Origin of the sequence: Pseudomonas sp. B21-015 (assembly GCF_024749285.1) — a bacterium.
Classification (GTDB): Bacteria; Pseudomonadota; Gammaproteobacteria; order Pseudomonadales; family Pseudomonadaceae; genus Aquipseudomonas.
Genome location: NZ_CP087196.1, coordinates 2,253,462 through 2,277,063, shown reverse-complemented (window position 1 = coordinate 2,277,063; position 23,602 = coordinate 2,253,462). Strand labels below are relative to the sequence as shown.

Below are 23,602 nucleotides of genomic sequence, written 5' to 3'. Positions count from 1 at the left end.
ATCGCGGTTCTGTAAGAGGGCATCGGCATGAGAAGTACCGATCAGCTCGACACTTTCAATTTGCCACGCTTCGTTCAGGCGCAGGACCCTGTGTTCGAGTGGGTACAGGAGGAGCTGCGCGCCGGCCAGAAGCGCCGGCACTGGATGTGGTTTATCTTTCCGCAGTTTTCCGGGTTGGGCGACAGCGAGATGTCCCGTTACTTTGCCATTCGCTCCAGCAAGGAAGCCGCAGCGTACCTGGAGCATCCGTTACTGGGCCCACGCTTGCATACCTGCACGCAATTGGTCCTGGACATCCCTCAAAGCTCGATTGGCAAGATTTTCGGGCATCCCGACGACCTCAAGTTTCACTCATCGATGACGCTGTTCGCCCAAGTGTCGCCAAAAGGCAGCCTGTTCCATCAGGCACTGGATCAATACTTTCACGGCATACCGGATGACTGGACGTTGTCGCTGCTGGACTCAAAACAGGCCCAGTTGCCCCCCAATCAGCGTTGAGAAATCGTCATCCACGAACGGCAGGATCGCGTCCGCCACCGGTTGCAGCTGCCGGGTGACGTAATGGTCGTAATCGATGGGCGCGCTGCGGATTTCCAGCGGCTCGGGGCCGGCGACGGTGATCACGTAGCTGATCCAGCCGCCGTTCTGATATTGCCGCGGCCGCCCCTGCCGGTCGTTGTAATCGTCGGCGATGCGCGCGGCCCGCACATGGGGCGGCACGTTGCGTTGATAGTCATCGAGGGGCCGACGCAGGCGTTTGCGGTAGATCAGGCGCTCGTCGAACTCACCGGCCACCGTCTTGCGCACATAGTCACGTACGTAATCCTGATAGGGCTTGCGATTGAAGATGCGCAGGTACAGCTCCTGCTGGAATTGCCGGGCCAGCGGCGACCAGTCGGTGCGCACCGTTTCCAGGCCTTTGTAGACCATTTCATTGGTGCCATCGGCGCGGGTGACCAACCCGGCATAACGCTTCTTGCTGCCCTCCTCGGCGCCGCGAATGGTCGGCATCAGAAAGCGCTTGTAGTGGGTTTCGAACTGCAACTCCAGGGCGCTTTCCAGCCCGTATTCCTGTTTCACATGCTCGCGCCACCATTGATTGACGTGATCCACCAGCGCGTGGCCGATTTGCGCGGCCTCTGCCTGACCGTGGGGGCGGCGCAGCCAGACGAAGGTCGAGTCGGTATCGCCATAGATCACCGCGTGCCCTTGGGCTTCGATCAACTGGCGGGTGCGCAACATGATCTCGTGCCCGCGCAAGGTGATGGACGAGGCCAGCCGTGTATCGAAGAAACGGCAACCGCTGGAACCGAGTACACCGTAGAACGCGTTCATGATGATCTTCAGGGCCTGGGACAGCGGTGCGTTGTGTTCGCGCTTGGCGGTTTCGCGGCCTTCGGCGACCCGGGCGACGATGGCCGGCAGGCAATGCCGGGTTCTTGAGAAACGGGCACCGCGAAAGCCCGGCACCGACTCGCTGTCGTCGGGATGCCGGAGCCCTTCGATCAAACCCACCGGGTCGATCAGGAAGGTGCGGATGATCGACGGATAGAGGCTTTTGTAGTCGAGCACCAGCACCGATTCATACAGCCCTGGTTGCGAGTCCATGACAAAACCGCCGGGGCTGGCCTGCGGTGGTTTGCCGCCGAGGTTCGGCGCGACGAAGCCCTGACGGTGCATCAACGGCATATACAGGTGAGTGAACGCCGCCACCGAGCCGCCGCTGCGGTCCGCCGGCAAACCGGTGACGCTGGCCCGCTCCAGCAGGAAGGTCAGCAACTCGGTCTTGGCGAAGATCCGCGTCACCAGTTCGCAGTCCTTGAGGTTGTACTTGGCCAGGGCTGGCTTGTCCTCGGCGAACATGCGGTTGATTTCGTCCATGCGCTGGTACGGGTTGTCGATCGACTTGCCCTCGCCCAACAGGGTTTGCGCGACGTTTTCCAGGCTGAACGACGGGAAGCTCCAGGTCGCCGAACGCAGCGACTCGATGCCGTCGATGATCAACCGGCCAGCGGCCGAAGCGAAATAATGATTACGGCTGCCGTGCTCGCGCCACTGCATTTCTTCGCCGCCACGCCCCAGCTTCAGCGGCACCGCCAGGCGGCGAGCATGTTCGTGCAGTACGCGCAGATCGAACTGCACGACGTTCCAGCCGATGATGGCGTCGGGGTCGTGCCGGGCGAACCATTCATTGAGTTTTTTTAGCAGCAGGGTTCGCGAGTCGCAGTATTCGAGCTGGAAATCCACCTCGGCATCATCACCATTGGGCGGCCCGAGCATGTACACCTGACGCTCGCCGCAGCCTTCCAGGGCGATGGAATACAACTCACCCTGGGCGGTGGTTTCGATGTCCAGCGAGACCAGCCTGAGATTCGGTCGGTAACCGGGCGCGGGTTTCATTTGCGCGTCGAGCAGCAGGCCATCGGCGCTGGGTGTGCCGCCGAACAAAACGGGGGCAGTGATGAAACGCTCCATCATGTAGCGTTCCGGCGGACGGATGTCGGCTTCGAATACATCGATGCCTGCTTTGCGCAACGCCGTTTCCAGACGCATCAACTGACCGTGCTGCTGGCAGTACAAGCCAAGCACCGGGCGGTGCTCGAAATCCTGAAGGGCAAGCGGTCGCAGCTCGACGTTCTTCTCGCCGCGCAACAGCACTTCGGCTTGCTCACGCAGGGCTGCCGGAATGAATGCGACCGACGGTTGATGCGGCAGGCGGATACGCCGGGGACCGGCATCGGTCGCCAGCCAGAACTCGACTTCCGTGCCCGCCGGGGTATCGCGCCAATGCCGGGTCAGGACGAAGCCCTGCTGTAAATCCACCACTGCAACCTCAACAATCTGATTCAAGTGGTGATTCTACGCGTGATCGACCCCACAGGTTTCATACCTTGACTGACTGGCATTGGGGCAAGCCCCCTCCCCACAAATCTGTAGGTGTCGGACTTCTATCAAAGAAAAATCGCTGAATGACGCTTTTTGCGTGTTATCTGCCGCTTTGCGCCTTGCTCTGTGAGCCCGTCTCTACGATTCTTCAAGAACAACGACTACACCTGAGAAACTGCCATGAAAACCGTCGCCCAACTGCTCAAGTTAAAGGCCCAACAGAATCAGGAAGTCCATACCATTGCGCCCCATCAAATGGTGCTGGAAGCGCTGATGGTGATGGCCGCAAAAAACGTCGGGGCGTTACCGGTCCTGAAGGATGGAAAGGTCGTCGGCATCATCAGCGAGCGGGACTATGCTCGCAAACTGGTGCTCAAGGGGCGCTCCTCGGTCGGCACACCGGTCAGCGAAATCATGGTGTCGCCGGTGATCACCGTGGACACCCATCAAACCGTCGAAACCTGCATGGGCATCATGTCCGACAAACGCCTGAGGCACTTGCCAGTGGTGGAAAACGGCGAGTTGCTGGGCTTGCTGTCGATCGGCGACCTGGTCAAGGAAGCCATCGCTGAACAGGCTGAACTGATTCGGCAGTTGGAACAGTACATTCGCGGCGAGTGATCCCCTTGTGGGAGCGGTGTTCCTATGGCCAATGCCGTGAGAAGACCGGCGCCAATGCAGGGTGGCGGTCGAAGCGTTCGAGCCAGGCGAAAAAACCCGGTCGCGCCAGGCGCAAGTGCTCCCGGGTGCCCGCCCAGCGCGTCACCACCGCCGCCAGAATATCCAGCGCGCCTGGTGCTCCCTCGCCCAGGTACAACTTGCCGGCGAACTGATCGGCAAACACCTCCCAATGCCAATGCAGGCGCTGGCGGGCACCGGCCATGAGGTTTTCTCTGGACGACTCGTCTGCCTCGGCCAGCCAGCGCTCGGGGTAATCGATGATGCCGATGGCGGGATAGCAATTGCTCACGATGTACACCAGGCCATGAATCACCTGATCACGCTTGAGCGGGTTGTCTGGCAGCAGGTTCGACTCCGGGAACGTGAGGCCCAGATGAATCAGAATGGCCGCACTCTCGGTGAGAACGCCGCCATCGGGCAGTTGCAGAGTGGGAACCTGCTTGAGCGGGTTGAGCTTCTCCAACGCCTGAATCGCCTCCGGGGACGATGATACATCGATGAAGCGATAAGGAACCTCGCACAGCTCCAGCGCGGCTTCGATGGCGGCCGCACCCGAATTCTGATGCCCGTAGAGCTGGTACATGACTAAATCTCCTCTGCGACTCTCTCTTTGTAGCAGCTGCCGAAGATTGTGCTCGAATACCTGATCAGCCAATACCAATCAGTCAGGGCGCGAACCCTGTGGGAGCGGGCTTGCTCGCGAAGACGGTGTGTCAGGCGACGTCAATGTTGATTGTGCCGCCGACTTCGCGAGCAATCCCGCTCCCACAATTTGCGCACCTAAACTGGCAGCTCGGTTACCCCCCCGCGCGCTTCATACAGCGCTGATAACGCTCATCGACCCGCTTGGCGAACCACGCCGTGGTGAGTTTGCGGGTGATTTTCGGGCTTTGCAGCACGATTCCCGGCAACACTGCGCGGGGCAATGGCCGGCCTTCGGCCTGTTCAGCCAGGGCGAAGACGCGCTGATAGAGCTGGCTGTCCTCGAATTCGAGACCTTTTCCCTCCTCCAACTGATCCCGAATGGTCGGGTTGCGCATGTCCAATTGCTTGCCGAGGGTGCGCACGGCCAGTTCCGTGGTGCCGGGCATGATCGAGCCGTAGCGCACCATATCGCCATCCAGCGCCAACGGAATACCCGTCGCACGACTGACCGCGTTCTGAAACGCCGCATTGCGGCTGGCGTACCAACCGGCGTTGAAATCGGCGAAGCGATAGAGCGGTTGTTTGTAGCTCACCGGATAACCGAGCAAGTGGGCGATACCGAAATACAGGCCACCTCGACGGGTGAACACTTCGTGGCGAATCGAGCCGTCCACCGGGTAGGGATAATCCCGCGCCTGCTGTTCGGCAAAGTCAATGCTGACCTGCATCGGTCCGCCGGTGTGCACCGGGTTGAACCCACCGAATAAGGTCCGGCCCATGGGCACCATCCCGATGAAGTCATCGAAAATCGCGCTGAGTTCTTTTTCACTGCGCGCGGCATTCAGCCGGTCGCTGTAACTTTTGCCATTGGGTGAACTGACCTGCAAGGCGCCGCTCACCAGCAGGCTGGGAATATGGGCTTTGGCGGCGCGGCGGTCGATCTCGTCTCGGGCGATCTTGCCCAGGCCAGGCACCGGAGGATCCGCCTGAAACGTCGACTCCTGCTCGGCGACCGCGAGTACCGAACACAGGTTTTGCGTGGTCGGCGAAATCTTTTGTGCGGCAAACGCTGCATAAATATCCGTGGCCCAGCCCTGGCGGTCGACCGTCTTGGCCGGCAGCAGACGCACGATCTCGGCCTTGACCTCGGCAGGCTTGCGGGCCGGCGGTTCCTGAGTGCGCTGAGTACCGCAACCGGCCAGTACCAACAGCGCCGCGACACTCACGATCAATCGATTGACTTGCATGATGCTCCATCAAATCCGTTGAGCCGGGTTAACCATACGATCAATGGCATGGCGCAGGCTATGACTGTGGCGCCCTCTCCCTGTTCCGTAGCAGCCTCGCAGGCTCGGCAGCTGCTACGGAGGGGCCTTTGGGCAGCCGAGCGGCGGGGGCATTCGGGTTGAACCATATTTGATCCACAGACCGAGGAGGACAGGCTCATGCACCGTAGCGACGTTCTGATCATCGGCGCCGGCCCGACCGGGCTGGTACTGGCGCTGTGGCTGAGCAAACTGGGGATTGAGGTGCGGATTATCGACAAGACCTCGGCCCCCGGCACCACCTCACGCGCGTTGGCAGTACAGGCCAGAACGCTGGAGTTGTATCGCCAGCTCGACCTCAGCGACGCCGTGGTGCAGAACGGCCATCGAGTGTGCGCAGCGAATTTCTGGGTCAAGGGCGAACCGGTCGCACACCTGCCGCTGAGCGCCATCGGCGAGGGTTTGACGCCCTATGCGTTCCTGGAAATCTATCCGCAAGACGAGCACGAACAGCTGCTGATCGAACGCCTGGAGACCTTCGGCATTACGGTGGAGCGCAACACCGAACTGCAAGATTTCGAGGAAACCGGCGACGGCATCACCGCAACGCTGCGCTTGCCCGATGGCCAGCAGCAAACCTGTCAGGCCTGTTACCTGGCAGGCTGCGACGGCGCCCGCTCGATTGTGCGAAAAACCCTGGACACCGGTTTTCCGGGGGGCACCTACCAGCAGATTTTCTACGTGGCGGATGTACAGGCCCGTGGCCCGACGTTCAACGGTGAATTGCATGTGGATCTCGACGAAGCCGACTTCCTCGCCATTTTTCCCTTGGGCGGCGAAGGTCGCGCCCGTCTGATCGGCACGGTTCGCGACGAACGCGCCGACCGTGCCGAAACCCTCCAGTTTGCAGACGTCAGCAGCCGGGCCATTGAGCATTTAAAGGTGCAGATCGATCAGGTGAACTGGTTCTCGACCTACCGCGTGCATCACCGGGTAGCGGATCACTTTCGCACCGGGCGCGCGTTTCTGTTGGGCGATGCCGCCCATGTCCACAGCCCGGCGGGTGGCCAGGGCATGAACACCGGGATCGGCGACGCGATCAATCTGGCCTGGAAACTCGCGGCGGTGTTAAGTGGCAGCGCCACGACCAAACTGCTCGACAGTTATGAAACCGAACGCATCGCCTTTGCCCGGCGCCTGGTGGCCACCACTGACCGGGTGTTCAATTTCGTCACCGCCGATGGGCCAATTGCCGACGTGATGCGCATGCGCGTGGCCCCCTTTTTGATCCCGAAAATGATCTCGTTCGAGGCAGCCCGAGAGTTCATGTTTCGCACGGTGTCACAGACCACCCTCAACTATCGTGGCATGCCGTTGAGCGAGGGCGTTGCCGGCCATGTTCACGGCGGTGATCGCCTGCCCTGGGCCCACGACGATGAAGGGGAGAATTTCGAGTCGCTGAAAAACCTGACCTGGCAGGTGCATGTTTACGGCGACACCAGCGACGAGATGATCGCCTGGTGCCTCGAGCATCGCCTGCCGTTGCAGGTGTTCGACTGGCGACCGGTGTTTGAAGCAGTGGGGCTGGCGCGCAACGGGTTTTACCTGCTGCGGCCGGATACCTATGTGGCGATCGCCGACTACAGCGCCGATCCGAAGGTGATCGAGCGGTACTTCCGCGATCATGGGATACGGCCTTTCATCAGCTGAACCCGAGGCCAACGAAGATCGAATGTGGGAGAAGGCTTGCTCGCGAAGGCGGTGTATCAGTCGCCATCAATATCGACTGGCACACCGCCTTCGCGAGCAAGCCCGCTGCCACAGGGTTATGGGGTGGTTTTTAGATCCCGGCCAAGGCCAGGTCCATCGCGAAGTAAGTGAAGATCAAATCCGCTCCCGCCCGTTTGATCGCCCCCAGGCTCTCACGCACCACGCGATCCTCATCGATCGCCCCGGCCTGGGCGGCGAATTTGATCATCGCGTACTCCCCGCTCACCTGATATGCCGACAACGGCAGACGCGACGCTTCACGGATGTCGCGGATGATGTCCAGGTACGCGCCAGCCGGTTTGACCATCAGCGCGTCGGCACCTTCCTGTTCGTCCAGCAACGATTCACGCACCGCTTCGCGGCGGTTCATCGGGTTCATCTGATAGCTTTTGCGGTCGCCCTTCAGGGCACTGCCGCCGGCTTCGCGGAACGGACCGTAGAGCGCCGAGGCGAATTTGGTCGAATAGGCCATGATCGCGGTCTGGCTGAACCCCGCTTCATCGAGCGCCCGGCGGATGGCCTGGACCTGCCCGTCCATGGCTGCCGACGGCGCGATCACATCGGCACCGGCCCGAGCGGCGGCCACGGCTTGCTTGCCGAGGTTGATCAGGGTCTGGTCGTTGTCGACTTCGTGGTGGTGCAGCACGCCGCAATGGCCATGGTCGGTGTATTCACAAAAACAGGTGTCGGACATCACGATCATTTCCGGCACGGCGTCTTTGGCAATGCGCGACATGCGCGACACCAGGCCGTTGTCGTGCCAGGTATCGCTGCCGTTACCGTCCAGATGATGGGACACGCCAAACGTCATCACCGATTTGATCCCGGCCCGGGCGTAACGCTCGATCTCACCGGCCAGCTTCGACTCGGGAATGCGCATCACGCCGGGCATGCTCTTGATCGGCACGAATTCGTCGATCTCTTCCTCGACGAAAATCGGCAGCACCAAGTCATTCAAGCTGAACTCGGTTTCCTGGAACAGGCTGCGCAGGCTCGCATTGCGACGCAGACGGCGTGGACGTGCTTCGGGGAACTGACTGGGCATGGGCCCTCCTGAAAACGGCGGGTGAGACGAAAGTCGTAGGGGGCGAAGCTTATGCCCAGTGCGGCATAGCGCACAAACCTTGCGCAGCAGAAAAACCCTTACCGCTTCGGTAACAATCACCGCACTCCCACAGGTTAAATCGTCAGCGTCCCTGTAATACAGGTCACCGCCGCGCCGCCAATCCAGATCTCATCCCCCACCTGCTCCACCTGAATCCGCCCGGCGCGCCCCATGGTCAGGCCCTGGCTGACGACATAAGACGCCGGAGCCAGCCGTTCGTTGAGCAACCATTGGGCAATTCCGGCGTTCAGGCTGCCAGTGGCCGGGTCTTCCAGCATGCCGTCGCCGGAGATGAACGCACGCACTTCAAACTGCGCATCAGCGCCATCGCGCTCGGGGTGCCACGGTGCGATGACACCGACCGCGAGGCCGAGCATCTGCGAATGATCCGGTTGCAAGCCCAGCACCTGCTGCCGATCCTCGACCATCACCGCCAGCCAGCCGGCGCCGTTGTCGACCCATTGCGTGCGCACAATCGCGCCCGGCGCCAATCCGAGGGCGCGCCGTACGCGCTCGACCAGCTCGGCGTCCACCGGGCCGGACCTGATCAGCGGTGGCGCGAGAAACGCCAGCTCCGCCCCCTGCCGACGTACCCGCACCAGGCCGACACCGCACTCCTGAATGATCTCCTCGCCCTTGGGCACCCCACCGGCCTCGAGCCAGGCATGACAGGTCCCCAACGTCGGGTGACCGGCGAACGGCAACTCTCGCAGGGTGGTGAAGATACGCACCCGATAGTCGGCCCGGGGGTCCAGGGGTTCGAGCACGAAAGTGGTTTCGCTGAGGTTGGTCCAGGTTGCGAACGCCGCCATGCGCTCATCGCTGAGCTCGTCGGCGCCGAACACCACCGCCAACGGGTTGCCCTTGAGCGCGACACGGCTGAAGACATCTACTTGCTTGAAATCGAATGAGCTCATTGCCTGCCTTGGTGGTGAGGGGTTCAAAGAGGTTGTTTGGGGATTTCCAGCCCGCGAATCACCGCCGGCCTTGCCAGAAAACGCTCCAGCACGCGGGTGACATTGGGGAAATTCTGGATGCCCACCAAATCGCCGGCCTCGTAGAAGCCGATCAGGTTGCGCACCCACGGAAAGGTCGCGATGTCGGCGATGGTGTAGCGCTCGCCCATGATCCAGTCACGCCCTTGCAGACGGTCATCCAGGACGTTGAGCAGGCGCTTGCTTTCGTCGACGTAGCGATCACGGGGACGCTTGTCTTCGTAGTCCTTGCCGGCGAATTTGTTGAAGAAACCGAGCTGACCGAACATCGGCCCGATACCGCCCATCTGAAACATCAACCACTGAACGGTCTCGTAACGCGCCGCCGATTCCTGCGCCAGCAGTTGCCCGCTCTTGTCGGCGAGGTAAATCAGAATCGCCCCGGACTCGAACAGCGCCAGCGGTTGGTCCCCCGGACCGTGGGGGTCGAGGATCGCCGGGATCTTGTTATTGGGGTTCAGTGACAGAAATTCGGGGGACAGCTGATCGTTGGTGTCGAAGCCCACGCGATGCGGCTCGTAGGGCATTCCGATCTCTTCTAGCATGATCGAAACCTTGACGCCATTGGGCGTTGGCAAGGAATAGAGCTGAATCCACTCCGGGTACCGGGCCGGCCATTTTCGGGTGATGGGGAATGCAGACAAATCGGTCATGAGGGGCATCCGGTACAAAGAAAAGGCTGAGCATAATCCAGGATCACCGACCGACGGTTGTAATCTTTTCATGGCCACCAATGGTTTACTTAAATCCGCAACATCCTGTCGATAACCTTTCCCCCAATCCGTTCAAGGTTGCCGCTAAAGTGCCAGGCACCTCGCTCGGATCGAACCAAAGGGCTTCGGAGGACTCTGAGCATTGCCCTGTAGAAAACGGACCGGGTCAACGACATGGGATACACCCGATGCTGAAAGCTCGCGGTGTCAAGGTTTGTCAGCCTTAACCGAATGCGCTGAAGATCACTAATTCGATGATGAATCCTTTGAAATTCGCCAAACGTTTCCAACATCGCGCCTACGTCTTCCTGCCCTCCCTGCTGGCGGTCAGCGCATTGTTTTTGTCGCTTGAGTCCAGCGAAAGCCGCGCCCAACCGGCGGACGGCACTCAGACGCTGGTATTTCTGCGCCACGCGGAAAAACCCGCCGGCGGCCTGGGTCAGCTCAATTGTCAGGGGCTGAACCGCGCCATCGACCTGGCCACCTTGTTGCCGGAAAAATTCGGCAAAGCCAATTACGTGTTTGCCGCCAACCCGACGCGCAATGTCGAGGAAGGCGAATTGGATAACTCCTACAGTTACATTCGCCCCCTGATGACCATCAGCCCCAGCGCGATCAAGCTCGGCTTGCCGGTGAACATCAACTTCTCGGCCAACGACACCAGCGATCTGGCGGATGAACTGCTGCACGACAAGTATCACAATTCGGTCATTTATACGGCCTGGTCCCACGGCTATCTGCCCGAGCTGATCAACAAAGTCGCCGGGGAAGCCGTCGGTACAAAACAGAACATTACCGATGACTGGGAATCGAGCGACTACGACTCGCTGTACGTGCTCACGCTGACCTGGCACAACGGCAAGGCCAGTCTGCAGAGTCACAGCTACAAGCAGGGGCTGGATAACGGTCGGGAGAGCTGTCCGACGTAAGCTGTGATCGTGGTGGCTTCGAGTTTTATAGTGCCTTTCTCGGCCTCATCGTGGGCAAGCCCGCTCCCGCAGATACTCAATGACAGCCCCCCGCTCCCCGACAAACTCAATCCGCGTACCCTTCTTCTCCCGCTGAAACGCATACATCGGGTCGTAATATTCGCGCAGCAACCCTTCGATCCAGCCCCGGTGCAAATCCACCGCACCGCTGTTCGCCTGTTCTGCCAGCGCATCTTCCATCAAGGTCAACATCCGCTGATGACGTTCGCCACCCAACCGTTTCTGGACATTGTTCAGGCTCGCCAGCAAACGTTCGGAAAACAGCGCGAAGCCTTCATCGCCATGCACTTCAATGAACTCGGCGCACAAGTCCACCACGTAATCACGCAGGATCCGCTCGACCCGCCCTTCCAGGCTGTCTTCCAGCCAAACCATCGGAAACTGCTGCATGCCCTGATACAGCGGCAACGGTAAGGCGCAACTGCCAATCGCGCGGCTCTCGTCTTCCAGCACGAACTGTTCGATGCCGCGGGCGCGCTTCTTCAGCACGTCCACGGCCAAACGGTTTTCAAAGTCGATGTTGGAGGGTTGGCCGGTGGCGCGCTTGCCGAAACTGGAGCCGCGATGATGGGCGTGACCTTCAAGGTCCAGCCCGTTGCTCAACTGCGTGAGCACCTCGGTCTTGCCAGTGCCGGTCATGCCGCCCAGCAAAACGAAATCGCACTGGGCAACGGCCTGATCGAGCGTATCGAGCAAAAAGGTGCGCATGGCCTTGTAGCCGCCACCGACCCGCGGATAGTCGATACCCGCTTCGTCCTTCAGCCATTGCTGAACGATTTGCGAACGCAAGCCGCCGCGAAAACAATACAAATAACCCTCCGGATGAGCCCGGGCAAAATCGGCCCAGGCCTGGATGCGCTCGGCCTTGATCTGGCCGGCCACCAATTGATGCCCCAGCGTAATGGCCGCTTGCTGACCGTGCTGCTTGTAGCAAGTGCCGACCCGTTGCCGCTCGTGGTCATTCATCAGCGGCAGGTTGATCACGCCGGGAAATGAGCCCTTGAGGAATTCGACCGGCGCGCGCACATCCATCATCGGCCGGCCGTTGAGGAAGATGTCGCGGTAATCGGTGAATTCGCTGGACATCAAACCACCTCTACCGCGTGGGTCTGTCGGTCAACCAGTTCGCCGATCGGCTCAAGGCTCAGGCCAAGCTCGGCGGCAACCGTGAGGAAGTGTTCGTTGCCTTCAGGGGTAACCGCAATCAGCAGGCCGCCGCTGGTCTGCGGGTCGCAGAGCACGCGTTTGTGCAACTCCTGGAGCCGACCGACCTTACTGGCGTAACTGTCGAAATTGCGCAGCGTGCCGCCCGGCACGCAGCCCTGATCGAGGTAATACTCGACACCCGGCAGGCGCGGCACCCGGTCATAGCCGATGCGGGCGGTCACGTTGCTGCCGTCGGCCACTTCCACCAGGTGCCCGAGCAGGCCGAAACCGGTGACATCGGTCATCGCGGTCACGCAATCGAGTTTGCCGAAACGGCTGCCGGGTTTGTTCAGGGTGCACATCCAGTCGCGGGCCAGGCCGATGTCGGCATGGCGCAACTTGCCCTTCTTCTCGGCCGTGGTAAGGATGCCGATGCCCAAGGGTTTGGTGAGGTACAGCAGGCACCCGGCGGTGGCGGTGTCGTTGCGCTTCATGTGGCGCTTTTCCACCAGCCCGGTCACGGCCAGGCCGAAGATCGGTTCCGGCGCGTCGATGGAATGGCCACCGGCCAGAGGAATCCCCGCCTCATCGCAGACCGAACGCCCACCACGAATCACTTCCCGGGCAATCTCCGGTGCCAGCACATTGACCGGCCAGCCGAGGATCGCAATCGCCATCAACGGATCGCCGCCCATGGCGTAAATGTCACTGATGGCGTTGGTGGCGGCGATGCGGCCGAAATCGAACGGGTCGTCGACGATCGGCATAAAGAAGTCAGTGGTCGACACCACGCCGCGCTCTTCGTCGATGGCATACACCGCCGCGTCATCGCGCGAGGCATTGCCGACCCAGAGTTTCGGGTCCAGATTCTGCGCCCCGCTGCCGGCCAGAATCACTTCCAGCACCTGGGGTGAAATCTTGCAGCCACACCCTGCGCCGTGGCTGTACTGGGTCAGACGAATCGGCTCGCTCATGGGATGCACCTTGTGAAGTCAATGCCCAGGATTCTACAGCAACCCCCATTTGTAGGAGGGCGCGTAAGTACGATCTTTGTGCAACGACACTCGCTTTGGTGCACTCAGGTAGGTCTCCTTTGCCCTATTCCCCGAGATCCTTGACCGAAAGGACAGCAAAACCACCAATTCCCTCTATTTTTCAGCGTATTGAATAAACTGGTATGCCTTGTGCAAACGTTTGCGAGTCGCCGATACCGGCCTGTTCGCCACTTAATCGCGCAGGCCCGCACCACCGGGCCTTCGATCCGCACGAAAAGGGACTTTTAATGCATTGCACCTCCAACCGCGGGACTCGCTCGCGCACGTTTGCTGTTTCCTTGCTGCTGGCCAGCGTTACAGGACTACTCAGCAGCCACGTTTTGGCCCAACCGGCCGCCGCCGAAGAATCCGCCCAGGGCGAAGCCCTCAGCCCTGAAGCCAACCTGCCGAAAAAAGGCGCGTACCTGTCAGACTGGTTCAACCAGGACCTGACCGTCATCGGCAGCAAAGACATCAGCTTCGGCCCGCAACCGGCCGACGATATCTATCTGGAATACGAGTACTTCGGTCGCAAGGGGCCGTTCGAGTTGTACGGCTACATCGACATTCCGAAGATCTTCGACATCGGCAACAGCCATGACAAAGGCGTGTGGGACCACGGCTCGCCGGTATTCATGGAGCACGAACCGCGCATCTCCATCGACTACCTGGCCGGCCGCAGCCTGGCCGTCGGGCCATTCAAGGAATGGTACGTGGCGTTCGACTGGATCTACGACCACGGCAGCAACAGCGCCAACCGCGCCAACACGCTGTACAGCGGCCTGGGCACCGACATCGACACCCATTCGCGGGTCAACCTGTCGGCCAACTTCTATGGTCGTTACCAGTGGGAAAACTACGGCGCCAGCAACGAGTATTCGTGGGACGGCTACCGCGCCCAACTCAAATACATCGTGCCCATCAGCAGTTTCAGCAACGGCGCTTCGTTGACCTATATCGGTTTTACCAACTTCGACTTCGGCTCCGACCTGCACAAGGACAACCCGGCCCGTACCGCCAATGCCACCGTGGCCACCAACGTGTTGCTCTACGCCTTCACCCACTTGCGATTCACCCTGGTCGGCCGTTACTTCCACAACGGCGGCAACTGGGAGGACGGCAGTGAGTTGAATTTCGGCGACGGAAACTTCCGCGCCCGTTCCAACGGCTGGGGCTACTACGCCGGTGTTGGCTATCAGTTTTAAGGCTTATTTGAATCAGGAGGTTTTATGAAGGCAATGACGCGTCTTTCCCTGTCTGTCGGTTTTGCGGTAAGCACCCTGCTCTCTTCCTCTGCCTGGGCGGTAGAAGCACCGATCCAGCCGAAAGTGATGCTGATCACCATGTTCGCCCCCGAGGCGCAGAACTGGATCGATCGCCTGGAACTCAAGCAAGAAGTGCGCGTACCGGGCCTGTCCGCCGAGTACCCGAACATTCGCTGCAACACCCAACAGGTATGCCTGATGGTCACCGGCATGGGCCAGACCAACGCCGCCGCCTCGACCCTGGCCCTGGCGCTGTCGCCGAAATTCGACCTGCGTAAAAGTTACTTCCTGATCGCCGGGATTGCCGGTATCAGCCCGAAACACGGCACCCTCGGCACCACCGCGTGGGCGCACTATCTGGTGGAGTTCGGCACCCAGTGGGAACTGGATTCCCGGGACGCGCCGAAAGACTGGCCGACCGGTTATCTGGGCATCAACACCAAAGGCCCGAACGAAAAGCCGCCGCTGGACTACAAGACTGAAGTGTTCGAACTCAATCCGAAGTTGCAGGCCAAGGCCTTCGCCCTGAGCCACAAGGTCGAGCTGAGCGAGAGCAAGGAGTCGGCGGCGTGGCGCTTGAAATACCCCTCGGCCCCGGCCAATCAGCCGCCGGTAGTGACCCGGTGCGACACGCTGGCGGGTAATACCTGGTTTTCCGGAACGCGGTTGAGTGAGCGGGCGGAAGTCTGGACCCGGCTGCTGACCAACAACGAAGGTGTCTACTGCACCACTCAGCAGGAAGACAACTCCACCTACGAGGCGCTACTGCGCGCTAGCCGCGAAGGCTTGGTGGATGTCCGGCGTCTGGCGGTGGTGCGCGCCGGTTCCGACTTCGACCGACCGGCACCGGGCCAGAGCGAGGTGGATAACTTGCTCAAATATGCCGATCAGGGCGGGTTTGTGCCGGCACTGGAGAACCTGTACCGCACGGGAAATCCGCTGGTGCAGGATATTTTGCAGAACTGGTCGGTTTGGGAAAAAGGCGTGCCTGAAGCCTGATCTGACGCTACAAAACCCAAAGTGGGAGCAAGCTTGTTCCCACTTTGATTGGGTTATGGCAACTGACAATCCGACTGAATTTTTCGCGCGCCCCGCGATCCTTCTATTACAACAGGGAGGAAAACAGGCTTTATGAACAACGCAAAACTATTCGTCATTGAGTACACCCTTCACGGCAAACCCAAGTCTTTCATTATTCGCCTGGAGAAAATGGACAACGCAGAGGCTTGGCACTGGGCCAGTTGCGACGCCGGAGTCGGACGGATCCCGCGCTTTGGCCGCGAGAAGGTGCAAAAGACCAGTAAACCGCTGGCGGAAAAATTCGGCGTCGAGAACGTTACCTGGCGACCGGCGAGTTGAGCTTTGAAAGGGAGGAGCCATTGAGCTAATGCTGGGCAGCTAAACGCAATTCCTGTGGGAGCGGGCTTGCTCGCTCCCACAGGTTCCGCCCCTTAACAGACTCCCAATGGCTCCACTTTTTTGGCTGAATAGTCAGTGCTTAGCGCACTTGCAGCCTTTGGTAGAGCATTCTTCGCCGTGTTCGTGATGTTTGGCGCAGCCTTCACAGCAATAGTGCTTGCCGTGACGCACGATGGGGTGCTCACCCAGTTTGCATGAGCATTTGGGGCAGTCGCAGGTACCGTCGTTCATGAGTCTGACTCCATGGTGATGGTCGTCCGGGTGCGACGGATGCGCACCGTATTACCAGTGTAGGAGTTGCAGTCAGCCCTGCCCTGTTCACAGCATCAAATGCGGAATTGCCCGACCAGTTGCCCCAGGCGCTGGCCGAGATCAGCCAGGCTGCGCGAGGTCTGGGCGCCGAGCTGAGTTTCGTCGGCGACGCTGTCCACCGCCACGGCGATCTGGTGCACGCTTCGGTTGATCTCTTCGGCCACGGCGGTTTGCTCTTCGGCGGCGCTGGCAATCTGGGCATTCATCGAGTTGATGGTGCCGATCAGCTGGGCCATGGCGTCCAGAGAGGCCCCGGCCTCGTTGGCCTGGGCCGAGGTGCCGTCGCCGGCCTCGCTGGAGCGGCGCATGGACTCGACCGCCGATTGGGTGCCGGCCTGCAAGCGGTCGATCATGCCCTGGATTTCCTGGGTGCTGATTTGTGTGCGGCTGGCCAGCGCCCGAACTTCGTCGGCGACTACCGCAAAACCACGCCCGGCCTCACCGGCGCGAGCCGCTTCAATGGCGGCGTTGAGCGCCAGAAGGTTGGTCTGTTCGGCAATCGAGCGGATCACCCCGAGCACGCTGACAATTGACGACACATCTTTCTGCAGGCTGTCGAGGGACACGCCGCTGCTGCGAATGTCGTTCACCAGCGCATGAATCTTCACGATGCTGCCGGCTACCACGCGCTTGGCGGCCTGGCCCTCTTCGTCGGTCTGCTGGGCCGCGACGGCCGCGTTTTGCGCGCTCTTGGCCACTTCCTGGGCTGCCGCCGACATTTCATTGATCGCCGTGGCCACCTGATCGGTCTCGTGACGCTGACGTTCCATGGCCTGATCCGAGCGCTGAGCCTGATCGGACACCTGATTTACCAACCCGGTCAGTTGCGAGGTCATTTCGGTGATCTGACGCACCAAACCGTGGATCTTGTCGACAAAACGGTTGAACGAGCCAGCCAGTTCGCCGAGTTCATCCTGGCTGGTGATGGTCAGGCGCCGGGTCAGGTCGCCCTCGCCCGCCGCGATGTCATCGAGGTTGGCCTTCATCAGGTTCAGCGGACGCAGGATGGTATTGGCCAGCAGCATCCCGGCAGCGGCGATCACCAGCAGCACCACCACGGCAATCCCGACAATGCTCAGCACCACGCCTTGCATGCGTTCCTGGACCTTGGCCTCGACCACCGCCACTTGAGCCTCGATGCCGTCGAGATTGATCGAGGTGCCGAATGCCATGTCCCACTTGGGCAGGTATTCGGTGTAGCCAAGCTTGGGTACCAGCACTTGGGTGTTACCGGGCATCGTCGAGCTGTATTGCAGGTAGTGGGTACCGTCCTTGGCGACTTTCACCAGATCGCGGTTGATGTAGACCCCGTTCGGGTCGCGATTGTCCTTGAAGCTCTGGCCCAGGCCTTCAGGGCTGTTGGCCTTGAACAGACGCACGATGTTGGAGTCGTAGCCGAAGAAGTAGCCGTCCTTGCCGTAGGTGATGCTCGACAGCAACTTGATCACCTGGGCCCGCGCCGCGTCATCGCCGGGGGCGGCCGCGTCGTAGAGCGGTTTGATCGTGGTCATGGCCACGGCGACGTAGCTTTGCAAGGTCGCCTTGGCATCGCTGAGCAGGCGCTGACGGGTTTCCTCGACTTCCTTGCTGGCCTGCTCTTGCAGAATGAACAGTGTGGTCAGGCTGATGACCAGCGCAAAGAGCAGCACCGGGAGGACGGCAAGGGACAGAACTTTGGCCTTCAGACTCATGCGCATGACGTTCACTCTGTGATTTTGTTGGCGTGGTTAAAGTCTATAACGGCACGCCGCAGCAAAAGTTGAATGTGGTCCTTGTGGGAGCGGGGTGTTTTACAGGACCATCGCCGCCACCCAGCCGAACGCCAGCAGCGGCAGGTTGTAGTGCAGGAAAGTCGGGACCACGGTGTCCCAGATGTGGTGATGCTGGCCGTCGATGTTCAGACCGGAGGTCGGGCCCAGGGTCGAATCCGACGCCGGTGAGCCGGCATCGCCCAATGCGCCGGCAGTGCCGACGATGCACACGATGGCGATCGGGCTGAAGCCCAGCTGTACGCACAACGGCACGAAAATCGCCGCCAGAATCGGTACCGTGGAAAACGACGAGCCAATGCCCATGGTCACCAACAGGCCCACCAGCAGCATCAACAGCGCACCGATGCCTTTGCTGTGGTCGATCCATGAGGCCGAGGACTCCACCAGTGTCTGCACATGACCGGTGGCTTTCATCACTTCGGCAAACCCGGACGCGGCGATCATGATGAAGCCGATCATCGCCATCATTTTCATGCCTTCGGTGAACAGGTCATCGGTTTCACGCCACTTGACGATGCCCGATGCCGAGAAGATCAGGAAACCCACCAGCGCCCCGATAATCATCGAGTCCAGCAGCAGCTGAATGATGAACGCGGCGGCAATGGCCAGCCCGGCGACCATCAGGCTCAACGGGTTGTACTGCACCGCGACCTGTTCGACCTGCTCGATCTTTTCCAGGTCGTAAACCCGCTTCTTGCGGTAACTGATGAACGCTGCCCCGAGGCCAAACACCATGCCCAGCGCCGGAATGCCCATGGCATGGGTGACGTTGATGCCGCTGATGTCTACGCCACTACGGGCGACGTTGGCCAGCAGGATTTCATTGAGGAAGATATTGCCGAAGCCCACGGGCAGGAACATGTACGGCGTGATCAGCCCAAAGGTGATGACGCAGGCGATCAACCGACGGTCCAGTTGCAGTTTGGTCAGCACATATAAAAGAGGCGGCACCAGCAACGGGATAAAAGCGATATGAATCGGCAAAATGTTCTGCGAGGCAATGGCCACCACCCACAGCAAACCGATCAGCAACCATTTGACATTGCCGCCACCGTTGGCGTGCTGGCGATCGACCATGGCCAGGGCTTTGTCGGCCAGCGCATGGGCCAGGCCAGACTTGGCGATGGCCACCGCGAACGCGCCAAGCAAGGCGTAGGACAACGCCACCGTCGCCCCGCCGCCGAGGCCGTTGTTGAAGGCTTTGAGCGTCGCGTCGATGCCCAGACCACCGGTCAAGCCACCCACCAGCGCGCCAACGATCAGCGCGATCACCACATGCACGCGGGACAGGCTGAGTATCAGCATGATGCCGACCGCGGCAATTACTGCATTAATCATCGTTACCTCAAGGCAAACGGAATGAGTCCGGCCGGCAGTCTGCATGAGCCGCCAGCGGATTAAAGGAAGGGTTTTATTAGAGGGCGCGCACTGTGCCGCAGCATCGTTCCCTTGTCAAAGCGAACGGCCATTGCCGATATGTAATGGATTGCGAATCAGCAACAGCGCTTGATGGATCAGTTTCGCGAGTGACGTAAATTCTGCGTCCACTGAAGATCCACAGGTTCTGCAGGGTCCTTCAGAGTGGTGTTAGCGTTTTGGCAATTCGATCGTCACCTTCAACCCACCCCACTCGCTCTCCTGCAACTGCAACACCCCGCCCCAAGTGTCGACGATGTCGCGCACGATGCCCAACCCCAGTCCATGCCCATCGGTCTGTTCGTCGAGCCGGGTACCGCGACTGAACACCTGTTCGCGCTGGTCTTCGGGAATCCCCGGTCCATCGTCTTCCACGCTCAACTCAAACCTTTCTGCCGTTTCGACCACACTCAAGCGCACATCGGCATCCGCCCATTTGCAGGCGTTGTCCAACAGGTTGCCCAGCAACTCCAGCAAATCTTCGCGATCCCACGGCAGTTGCAAACCGGCCGGCGCCCGGTAGCTCAGGTCGAGGTGTTCACCGTGAATCATGCTCAACGTGGCCAGCAGCCCCGGCAGTTCGGCGTCGCAATCGAACAATGCCCCCGGCAGCGCATCACCGGACAAGCGGGCGCGGTTGAGTTCGCGATTGAGTCGCTGCCGGACCTGTTCCAGTTGCGTCTGAATGACTTTGCGCAGCTGCGGGTGCGCATCGAGTTGCTCGCTTGAAGCCAGGCTCAGCAGTACCGCCAACGGCGTTTTCAAGGCATGGCCGAGGTTGCCCAACGCATTGCGCGAACGTTTGAGGCTGTCTTCGGTGTGGGCCAGCAAATGGTTGATCTGCGCCACCAGCGGTTCCAGCTCCACCGGCACTGCTTCGTCGAGTTGCGAACGCTGACCCTGCTGCAACTGGGCTATTTGTTCGCGGGCCTTTTCCAGCGGGCGCAAGGCGCGGCGCACGGTGATCCGCTGCAACAGCAAAATCAGCAACAACCCCGCCAGCCCCAGCCCGAGGCCGACCTGTTGCATGCGCCGGAAACTCTCACGCACCGGGGTGTAATCCTGAGCAACGCTGATGGAGATCGCCTGGCCCAGCCGACGATAGTCCGAACGCAACACCAACAACTGCTGCCCTCCCGGCCCCAATTGCAAATTGCTGTGCAAGCCGGGATGGTCGAGCCGCGGCAGGTCCTGATCCCATGACGAGCGGGAACGCCATTGGCTGTCGGCAAAGTCGATGCGAAAGTAATGCCCGGAAAACGGTCGCTGATAGGCCGGCGCCAAATGCCGCTCATCCAGTTGCAACCCCTGCGGGCCACGCACCAGCGCCACCAGCAGGTTTTCGCTGTCGTTGCGCAACCCGGCTTCGAGGTAGCGCTGCAAACCCACTTCGAACAGCCACAGGCTGGTTTGCGCCAGCACCAGGCCGACGATCACCATTACGCTGATCAGGCCCAGGCTCAAACGGCGCTGGATCGACCTCACTGGGCTTGCCCGCCGAACAGATAACCCTGACCGCGCCGGGTTTCGATCACACTGCGGCCGAGCTTGCGGCGCAGGTGGTTGACGTGGACTTCCAGCACGTTGGAATCGCGCTCGGTTTCACCGTCGTAAAGGTGTTCGGCGAGGTGGTTTTTGGAAAGGATCTGTTCGGGGTGCAGCATGAAATAGCGCAGCAGGCGGAACTCGGCGGCGGTGAGCTGGATGTCGGCGCCGTCGCGGGTCACGCACTGGCGACCTTCGTCCAGGTGCAGCCCGGCGGCCTTGAGCGTCGGCTGATTGGCCTGGCCGTGGGAGCGGCGCAACAACGCCTGAATGCGCAGGTGCAGTTCTTCCGGATGGAAGGGTTTGCTCAGGTAATCGTCGGCGCCGGCCTTGAGGCCCTCGATCCGTTCGGCCCAGGAACCCCGCGCCGTGAGGATCAGCACTGGCGTGGCCAGGCCACCGGCCCGCCACTGCGCCAGCACCTCGAGCCCCGGCAAACCCGGCAGGCCGAGGTCGAGGATGATCAGGTCATACGGTTCGCTGCTGCCCTGGTACACCGCGTCGCGGCCATCGGCCAGCCAGTCCACGGCGTAACCCTGCCGGTTGAGGCCGGCCATCAATTCGTCCGCCAGCGGCACGTGGTCTTCCACCAGGAGCAAACGCATCGGTCAATCTTCCTTGTCTTTCAATAAATGGCCGGTGATGGCGTCCAGGTCCAGTTCGCGCACCACGCCTTCAGTGGTCAGCAGCTCGACCTCATAAATATAAACGTCGTGTTTTTCTTCAAGCTCGGCTTCCAGCAGCTTGGCCCCGGGGTAACGGTCCAGCGCTTGCTGCAACAGCTGCTCCAGCGGCAGGATCACCCCTTGCTGGCGCAGGCGCAGGGCCTCGTCCTGATCCAGGTCGCGGGCCATGACCGTCGAGCAAAAAGCCAGAAGTACCAGCGCCATGCGACTGCTGGCACGTCGATTTAAAAAAAACACCTTCATTACGTATCCTGATGATCCTTGAGAACCTGCCCGCTGACGGCATCCAATTCCAGGTCCCACTCAATGCCCTGAGCGTCGCGCAATTCCACTTGATAGATGTACTTGCCGTACGCTTCTCCGAGCTCGGCTTCGGTGACGGTCGAACCGGGATGTTTGGCCAATGCGGTAGCGTTGAGCTTCTCGAAAGACACAATGGTACCAGCGTCGCGCAGCCTCAGGGCTTCGTCGGGGCCCAGGTCACGCGCGTGGGCGATGCTGGCGGTCAGGCCAATGATGGAGGCGGTGAACAGGGCAGTCAGGATTTTCATGGGGTGGTTCCGTATTTTTTATGTGTTGCCTACGGGAGCTACCTTAGCGATTCGAACTTAATTGAAACTGAATTGCCATCATCAAAGATGGCAACACGACATCGCAACCCGATACAAAACCTGTGGGAGCGGGCTTGCTCGCGAAAGCGGTTCAACATTCAAAAAAAATGTCGACTGCTACAGCGCTTTCGCGAGCAAGCCCGCTCCCACATAATCCCCCGCTTGCCAGACATCGAGACCGGTATGACCGCGTTCCACATCAAGTTCCCATCCCTGACCCTCAAGGCCGGCCCACGTGCCCTGGCGCGCATCCGTGCCAACGGTTTGAGCGCTGCCGATGTCGGTACGCTGCCAGGCGCCGCCGGTGGTCCGAAAGCGCTGGGAATTCAGGGTCTGGACCTGGCGCTGTTCGGCGAGTGGCTGCCGGCGGCGCCCCGGGAGCGCTCGCTGATCGGCGCGTCGGTGGGTGCCTGGCGGTTCGCCAGCGCCTGCCTGCCGGATGCCGCCGAAGGCCTGCGCCGCCTCGGTCATCTGTACACCGAACAGAACTTCGCCAAGGGTGTGACCATGGCGCAGATCAGCCAGAGTTCCCGGCGCATGCTCGATGACTTGCTCGACGGCCGCGATGCCTCGATTCTGGATAATACCCACTACCGACTGAACATCATGGTGGTCAAAAGCCACGGCCTGCTGGCCGACGATCATCGCGGCCGACTGGGGTTGGGCCTGTCGTCGGTGATCGCCGACAACCTGCGCGGGCGGGCACGGCTGTCACGGCATTTCGAGCGGCTGATCATCCACGACCCTCGCCTGTCACCACCGGTCAACGCGCTGAATGACTTCCCGTCGCGCTTCATCTCGCTGGATGCCGGGAACCTGCGCCAGGCCTTGCTCGCCTCGGGCTCGATCCCGATGGTCATGCAAGGTGTGCGCGACCTGCCGGGCGCAGGCGCGGGGACGTTCCGCGATGGCGGTCTGCTGGACTATCACCTCGACCTGCCCTACAGCGGCAACGACATCGTGCTGTACCCGCACTTCACCGACCGGGTGATTCCCGGCTGGTTCGACAAGACGCTGCCGTGGCGCCGCGCCTGCCCGGCGCGCTTGCAGGATGTTCTGCTGCTGGCGCCTTCGAAGGAATACCTGTCGCGCCTGCCCTACGGCAAACTGCCGGACCGTAACGACTTCAAGCGTTTCATGGGCGATGCCCCGAGCCGGCAGAAGTACTGGCGCGCGACGATGGACGAAAGCCGTCGCCTGGGCGATGAGTTCCTTGAACTGGCCGCCAACGGTCGCCTCGGCGAGCGCTTGCTGACCCTTTAGTCAGTGTTTTGCCCAGAGCTCTGGTAAACTCGCCACCTGCCTGCATCGCCGCGGCGATCGCCACCTGAAAGAGCTGAACATCAC

22 protein-coding genes and 2 pseudogenes are annotated in these 23,602 nt (G+C 60.7%); 8 read left to right on the top strand and 16 right to left on the bottom strand.

Annotation, left to right across the window (positions count from 1 at the left end; all coding sequences use genetic code 11):
• Nucleotides 1-27: 27 nt before the first annotated feature.
• A complete protein-coding gene (locus LOY38_RS10350; RefSeq protein ID WP_258699940.1) occupies nucleotides 28-498 on the top strand; it encodes a DUF1810 domain-containing protein in 471 nt (156 codons plus the stop codon).
• Here the strand turns inward: LOY38_RS10350 and LOY38_RS10345 are convergent.
• A complete protein-coding gene (locus LOY38_RS10345; protein ID WP_258700695.1) occupies nucleotides 463-2,823 on the bottom strand; it encodes a DNA polymerase II in 2,361 nt (786 codons plus the stop codon). The genes LOY38_RS10350 and LOY38_RS10345 overlap by 36 nt on opposite strands.
• 243 nt (nucleotides 2,824-3,066) lie before the next feature.
• Between LOY38_RS10345 and LOY38_RS10340 the strand changes: the two genes are divergently transcribed.
• Complete coding sequence (locus LOY38_RS10340; protein ID WP_258699939.1) at nucleotides 3,067-3,507, top strand: CBS domain-containing protein; 441 nt, start codon at nucleotides 3,067-3,069, stop codon at nucleotides 3,505-3,507.
• A gap of 22 nt (nucleotides 3,508-3,529) precedes the next feature.
• On the opposite strand, the gene LOY38_RS10335 is transcribed toward LOY38_RS10340, so the two are convergent.
• Nucleotides 3,530-4,150, bottom strand: coding sequence for a glutathione S-transferase (locus LOY38_RS10335; RefSeq protein WP_258699938.1), 621 nt, complete (start codon nucleotides 4,148-4,150; stop codon nucleotides 3,530-3,532).
• A gap of 214 nt (nucleotides 4,151-4,364) precedes the next feature.
• The gene (locus LOY38_RS10330; RefSeq protein WP_258699937.1) at nucleotides 4,365-5,459 is read right to left on the bottom strand and encodes a DUF1615 domain-containing protein; all 1,095 of its coding nucleotides are present in this window, start codon (nucleotides 5,457-5,459) and stop codon (nucleotides 4,365-4,367) included.
• Nucleotides 5,460-5,657: 198 nt separating this feature from the next.
• On the opposite strand from LOY38_RS10330, the gene LOY38_RS10325 reads away from it, so the two are divergent.
• Nucleotides 5,658-7,187, top strand: a complete 1,530-nt coding sequence (locus tag LOY38_RS10325; protein WP_258699936.1) for an FAD-dependent oxidoreductase — start codon at nucleotides 5,658-5,660, stop codon at nucleotides 7,185-7,187.
• Nucleotides 7,188-7,317: 130 nt separating this feature from the next.
• Here the strand turns inward: LOY38_RS10325 and hemB are convergent, their stop codons facing one another.
• From hemB to LOY38_RS10310, 3 genes are all read right to left on the bottom strand, one after another.
• A complete protein-coding gene (hemB, locus tag LOY38_RS10320) occupies nucleotides 7,318-8,292 on the bottom strand; it encodes a porphobilinogen synthase (RefSeq protein ID WP_258699935.1) in 975 nt (324 codons plus the stop codon).
• 134 nt (nucleotides 8,293-8,426) lie between these two features.
• Nucleotides 8,427-9,269, bottom strand: a complete 843-nt coding sequence (locus tag LOY38_RS10315) for a PhzF family phenazine biosynthesis protein (protein WP_258699934.1) — start codon at nucleotides 9,267-9,269, stop codon at nucleotides 8,427-8,429.
• A gap of 23 nt (nucleotides 9,270-9,292) precedes the next feature.
• Entirely contained in the window at nucleotides 9,293-10,000 is a 708-nt protein-coding gene (locus LOY38_RS10310) for a glutathione binding-like protein (RefSeq protein WP_258699933.1), read from the bottom strand.
• A gap of 317 nt (nucleotides 10,001-10,317) precedes the next feature.
• Between LOY38_RS10310 and LOY38_RS10305 the strand changes: the two genes are divergently transcribed.
• Nucleotides 10,318-10,989: a histidine phosphatase family protein gene (locus LOY38_RS10305; protein WP_408980623.1), complete on the top strand. Its 672-nt coding sequence runs from the start codon at nucleotides 10,318-10,320 to the stop codon at nucleotides 10,987-10,989.
• A 45-nt stretch (nucleotides 10,990-11,034) separates the two neighbouring features.
• Here LOY38_RS10305 and mnmH read toward each other — a convergent pair whose 3' ends face one another.
• Nucleotides 11,035-12,135 (bottom strand): tRNA 2-selenouridine(34) synthase MnmH, encoded by a 1,101-nt coding sequence (gene mnmH / locus LOY38_RS10300; RefSeq protein WP_258699931.1) that lies wholly within the window; start codon nucleotides 12,133-12,135, stop codon nucleotides 11,035-11,037.
• Nucleotides 12,135-13,169 carry a selenide, water dikinase SelD gene (gene selD / locus LOY38_RS10295; protein ID WP_258699930.1) on the bottom strand — a complete coding sequence of 345 codons (1,035 nt, stop codon included), beginning with the start codon at nucleotides 13,167-13,169 and terminating at the stop codon, nucleotides 12,135-12,137. Before selD ends, mnmH begins: the two co-directional genes overlap by 1 nt.
• Before the next feature lie 308 nt (nucleotides 13,170-13,477).
• Here selD and LOY38_RS10290 point away from each other — a divergent pair, with 308 nt between their 5' ends.
• The 3 genes from LOY38_RS10290 to LOY38_RS10280 all read left to right on the top strand — a co-directional run bounded on the left by LOY38_RS10290 (nucleotide 13,478) and on the right by LOY38_RS10280 (nucleotide 15,853).
• Nucleotides 13,478-14,434, top strand: a complete 957-nt coding sequence (locus LOY38_RS10290; RefSeq protein ID WP_258699929.1) for a nucleoside-specific channel-forming protein Tsx — start codon at nucleotides 13,478-13,480, stop codon at nucleotides 14,432-14,434.
• Between the two features lie 24 nt (nucleotides 14,435-14,458).
• Nucleotides 14,459-15,493: a purine nucleoside permease gene (locus tag LOY38_RS10285; protein ID WP_258699928.1), complete on the top strand. Its 1,035-nt coding sequence runs from the start codon at nucleotides 14,459-14,461 to the stop codon at nucleotides 15,491-15,493.
• Between the two features lie 132 nt (nucleotides 15,494-15,625).
• A complete protein-coding gene (locus LOY38_RS10280; protein WP_258699927.1) occupies nucleotides 15,626-15,853 on the top strand; it encodes a DUF6555 family protein in 228 nt (75 codons plus the stop codon).
• A gap of 132 nt (nucleotides 15,854-15,985) precedes the next feature.
• Here the strand turns inward: LOY38_RS10280 and LOY38_RS10275 are convergent, their stop codons facing one another.
• The 8 genes and pseudogenes from LOY38_RS10275 to LOY38_RS10245 all read right to left on the bottom strand — a co-directional run bounded on the left by LOY38_RS10275 (nucleotide 15,986) and on the right by LOY38_RS10245 (nucleotide 22,195).
• Nucleotides 15,986-16,144: a metallothionein gene (locus LOY38_RS10275; RefSeq protein WP_223488708.1), complete on the bottom strand. Its 159-nt coding sequence runs from the start codon at nucleotides 16,142-16,144 to the stop codon at nucleotides 15,986-15,988.
• Nucleotides 16,145-16,239: 95 nt separating this feature from the next.
• Nucleotides 16,240-16,830, bottom strand: a pseudogene (locus LOY38_RS30300) (methyl-accepting chemotaxis protein); the annotation flags it as partial.
• A 315-nt stretch (nucleotides 16,831-17,145) separates the two neighbouring features.
• Nucleotides 17,146-17,916 (bottom strand): annotated as a pseudogene (locus LOY38_RS30295) (cache domain-containing protein); the annotation flags it as partial.
• Nucleotides 17,917-18,015: 99 nt separating this feature from the next.
• On the bottom strand, nucleotides 18,016-19,332 hold the full coding sequence (locus LOY38_RS10265; RefSeq protein ID WP_258700694.1) for a Na+/H+ antiporter family protein: 1,317 nt from the start codon (nucleotides 19,330-19,332) through the stop codon (nucleotides 18,016-18,018).
• Between the two features lie 252 nt (nucleotides 19,333-19,584).
• Nucleotides 19,585-20,898, bottom strand: coding sequence for a sensor histidine kinase (locus tag LOY38_RS10260; RefSeq protein ID WP_258699925.1), 1,314 nt, complete (start codon nucleotides 20,896-20,898; stop codon nucleotides 19,585-19,587).
• Nucleotides 20,895-21,563, bottom strand: a complete 669-nt coding sequence (locus tag LOY38_RS10255) for a response regulator transcription factor (protein ID WP_258699924.1) — start codon at nucleotides 21,561-21,563, stop codon at nucleotides 20,895-20,897. The genes LOY38_RS10260 and LOY38_RS10255 overlap by 4 nt, the downstream gene beginning before the upstream one ends.
• Before the next feature lie 3 nt (nucleotides 21,564-21,566).
• On the bottom strand, nucleotides 21,567-21,887 hold the full coding sequence (locus tag LOY38_RS10250) for a PepSY domain-containing protein (RefSeq protein WP_258699923.1): 321 nt from the start codon (nucleotides 21,885-21,887) through the stop codon (nucleotides 21,567-21,569).
• Nucleotides 21,887-22,195 carry a PepSY domain-containing protein gene (locus LOY38_RS10245; RefSeq protein WP_258699922.1) on the bottom strand — a complete coding sequence of 103 codons (309 nt, stop codon included), beginning with the start codon at nucleotides 22,193-22,195 and terminating at the stop codon, nucleotides 21,887-21,889. The genes LOY38_RS10250 and LOY38_RS10245 overlap by 1 nt, the downstream gene beginning before the upstream one ends.
• 243 nt (nucleotides 22,196-22,438) lie before the next feature.
• On the opposite strand from LOY38_RS10245, the gene LOY38_RS10240 reads away from it, so the two are divergent.
• Nucleotides 22,439-23,518 carry a patatin-like phospholipase family protein gene (locus tag LOY38_RS10240; protein WP_258699921.1) on the top strand — a complete coding sequence of 360 codons (1,080 nt, stop codon included), beginning with the start codon at nucleotides 22,439-22,441 and terminating at the stop codon, nucleotides 23,516-23,518.
• Nucleotides 23,519-23,602 lie beyond the last annotated feature (84 nt).

Bases quoted from the DNA above. Each gene is read 5' to 3' on its own strand.
- LOY38_RS10350 (WP_258699940.1), top strand. From the start codon at position 28: ATGAGAAGTACCGATCAGCTCGACACTTTCAATTTGCCACGCTTCGTT.
- LOY38_RS10340 (WP_258699939.1), top strand. From the start codon at position 3,067: ATGAAAACCGTCGCCCAACTGCTCAAGTTAAAGGCCCAACAGAATCAG.
- LOY38_RS10335 (WP_258699938.1), bottom strand. From the start codon at position 4,150: ATGTACCAGCTCTACGGGCATCAGAATTCGGGTGCGGCCGCCATCGAA.
- LOY38_RS10330 (WP_258699937.1), bottom strand. From the start codon at position 5,459: ATGCAAGTCAATCGATTGATCGTGAGTGTCGCGGCGCTGTTGGTACTG.
- LOY38_RS10325 (WP_258699936.1), top strand. From the start codon at position 5,658: ATGCACCGTAGCGACGTTCTGATCATCGGCGCCGGCCCGACCGGGCTG.
- hemB (WP_258699935.1), bottom strand. From the start codon at position 8,292: ATGCCCAGTCAGTTCCCCGAAGCACGTCCACGCCGTCTGCGTCGCAAT.
- LOY38_RS10315 (WP_258699934.1), bottom strand. From the start codon at position 9,269: ATGAGCTCATTCGATTTCAAGCAAGTAGATGTCTTCAGCCGTGTCGCG.
- LOY38_RS10310 (WP_258699933.1), bottom strand. From the start codon at position 10,000: ATGACCGATTTGTCTGCATTCCCCATCACCCGAAAATGGCCGGCCCGG.
- LOY38_RS10305 (WP_408980623.1), top strand. From the start codon at position 10,318: ATGAATCCTTTGAAATTCGCCAAACGTTTCCAACATCGCGCCTACGTC.
- mnmH (WP_258699931.1), bottom strand. From the start codon at position 12,135: ATGTCCAGCGAATTCACCGATTACCGCGACATCTTCCTCAACGGCCGG.
- selD (WP_258699930.1), bottom strand. From the start codon at position 13,169: ATGAGCGAGCCGATTCGTCTGACCCAGTACAGCCACGGCGCAGGGTGT.
- LOY38_RS10290 (WP_258699929.1), top strand. From the start codon at position 13,478: ATGCATTGCACCTCCAACCGCGGGACTCGCTCGCGCACGTTTGCTGTT.
- LOY38_RS10285 (WP_258699928.1), top strand. From the start codon at position 14,459: ATGAAGGCAATGACGCGTCTTTCCCTGTCTGTCGGTTTTGCGGTAAGC.
- LOY38_RS10280 (WP_258699927.1), top strand. From the start codon at position 15,626: ATGAACAACGCAAAACTATTCGTCATTGAGTACACCCTTCACGGCAAA.
- LOY38_RS10275 (WP_223488708.1), bottom strand. From the start codon at position 16,144: ATGAACGACGGTACCTGCGACTGCCCCAAATGCTCATGCAAACTGGGT.
- LOY38_RS10255 (WP_258699924.1), bottom strand. From the start codon at position 21,563: ATGCGTTTGCTCCTGGTGGAAGACCACGTGCCGCTGGCGGACGAATTG.
- LOY38_RS10250 (WP_258699923.1), bottom strand. From the start codon at position 21,887: ATGAAGGTGTTTTTTTTAAATCGACGTGCCAGCAGTCGCATGGCGCTG.
- LOY38_RS10245 (WP_258699922.1), bottom strand. From the start codon at position 22,195: ATGAAAATCCTGACTGCCCTGTTCACCGCCTCCATCATTGGCCTGACC.
- LOY38_RS10240 (WP_258699921.1), top strand. From the start codon at position 22,439: ATGACCGCGTTCCACATCAAGTTCCCATCCCTGACCCTCAAGGCCGGC.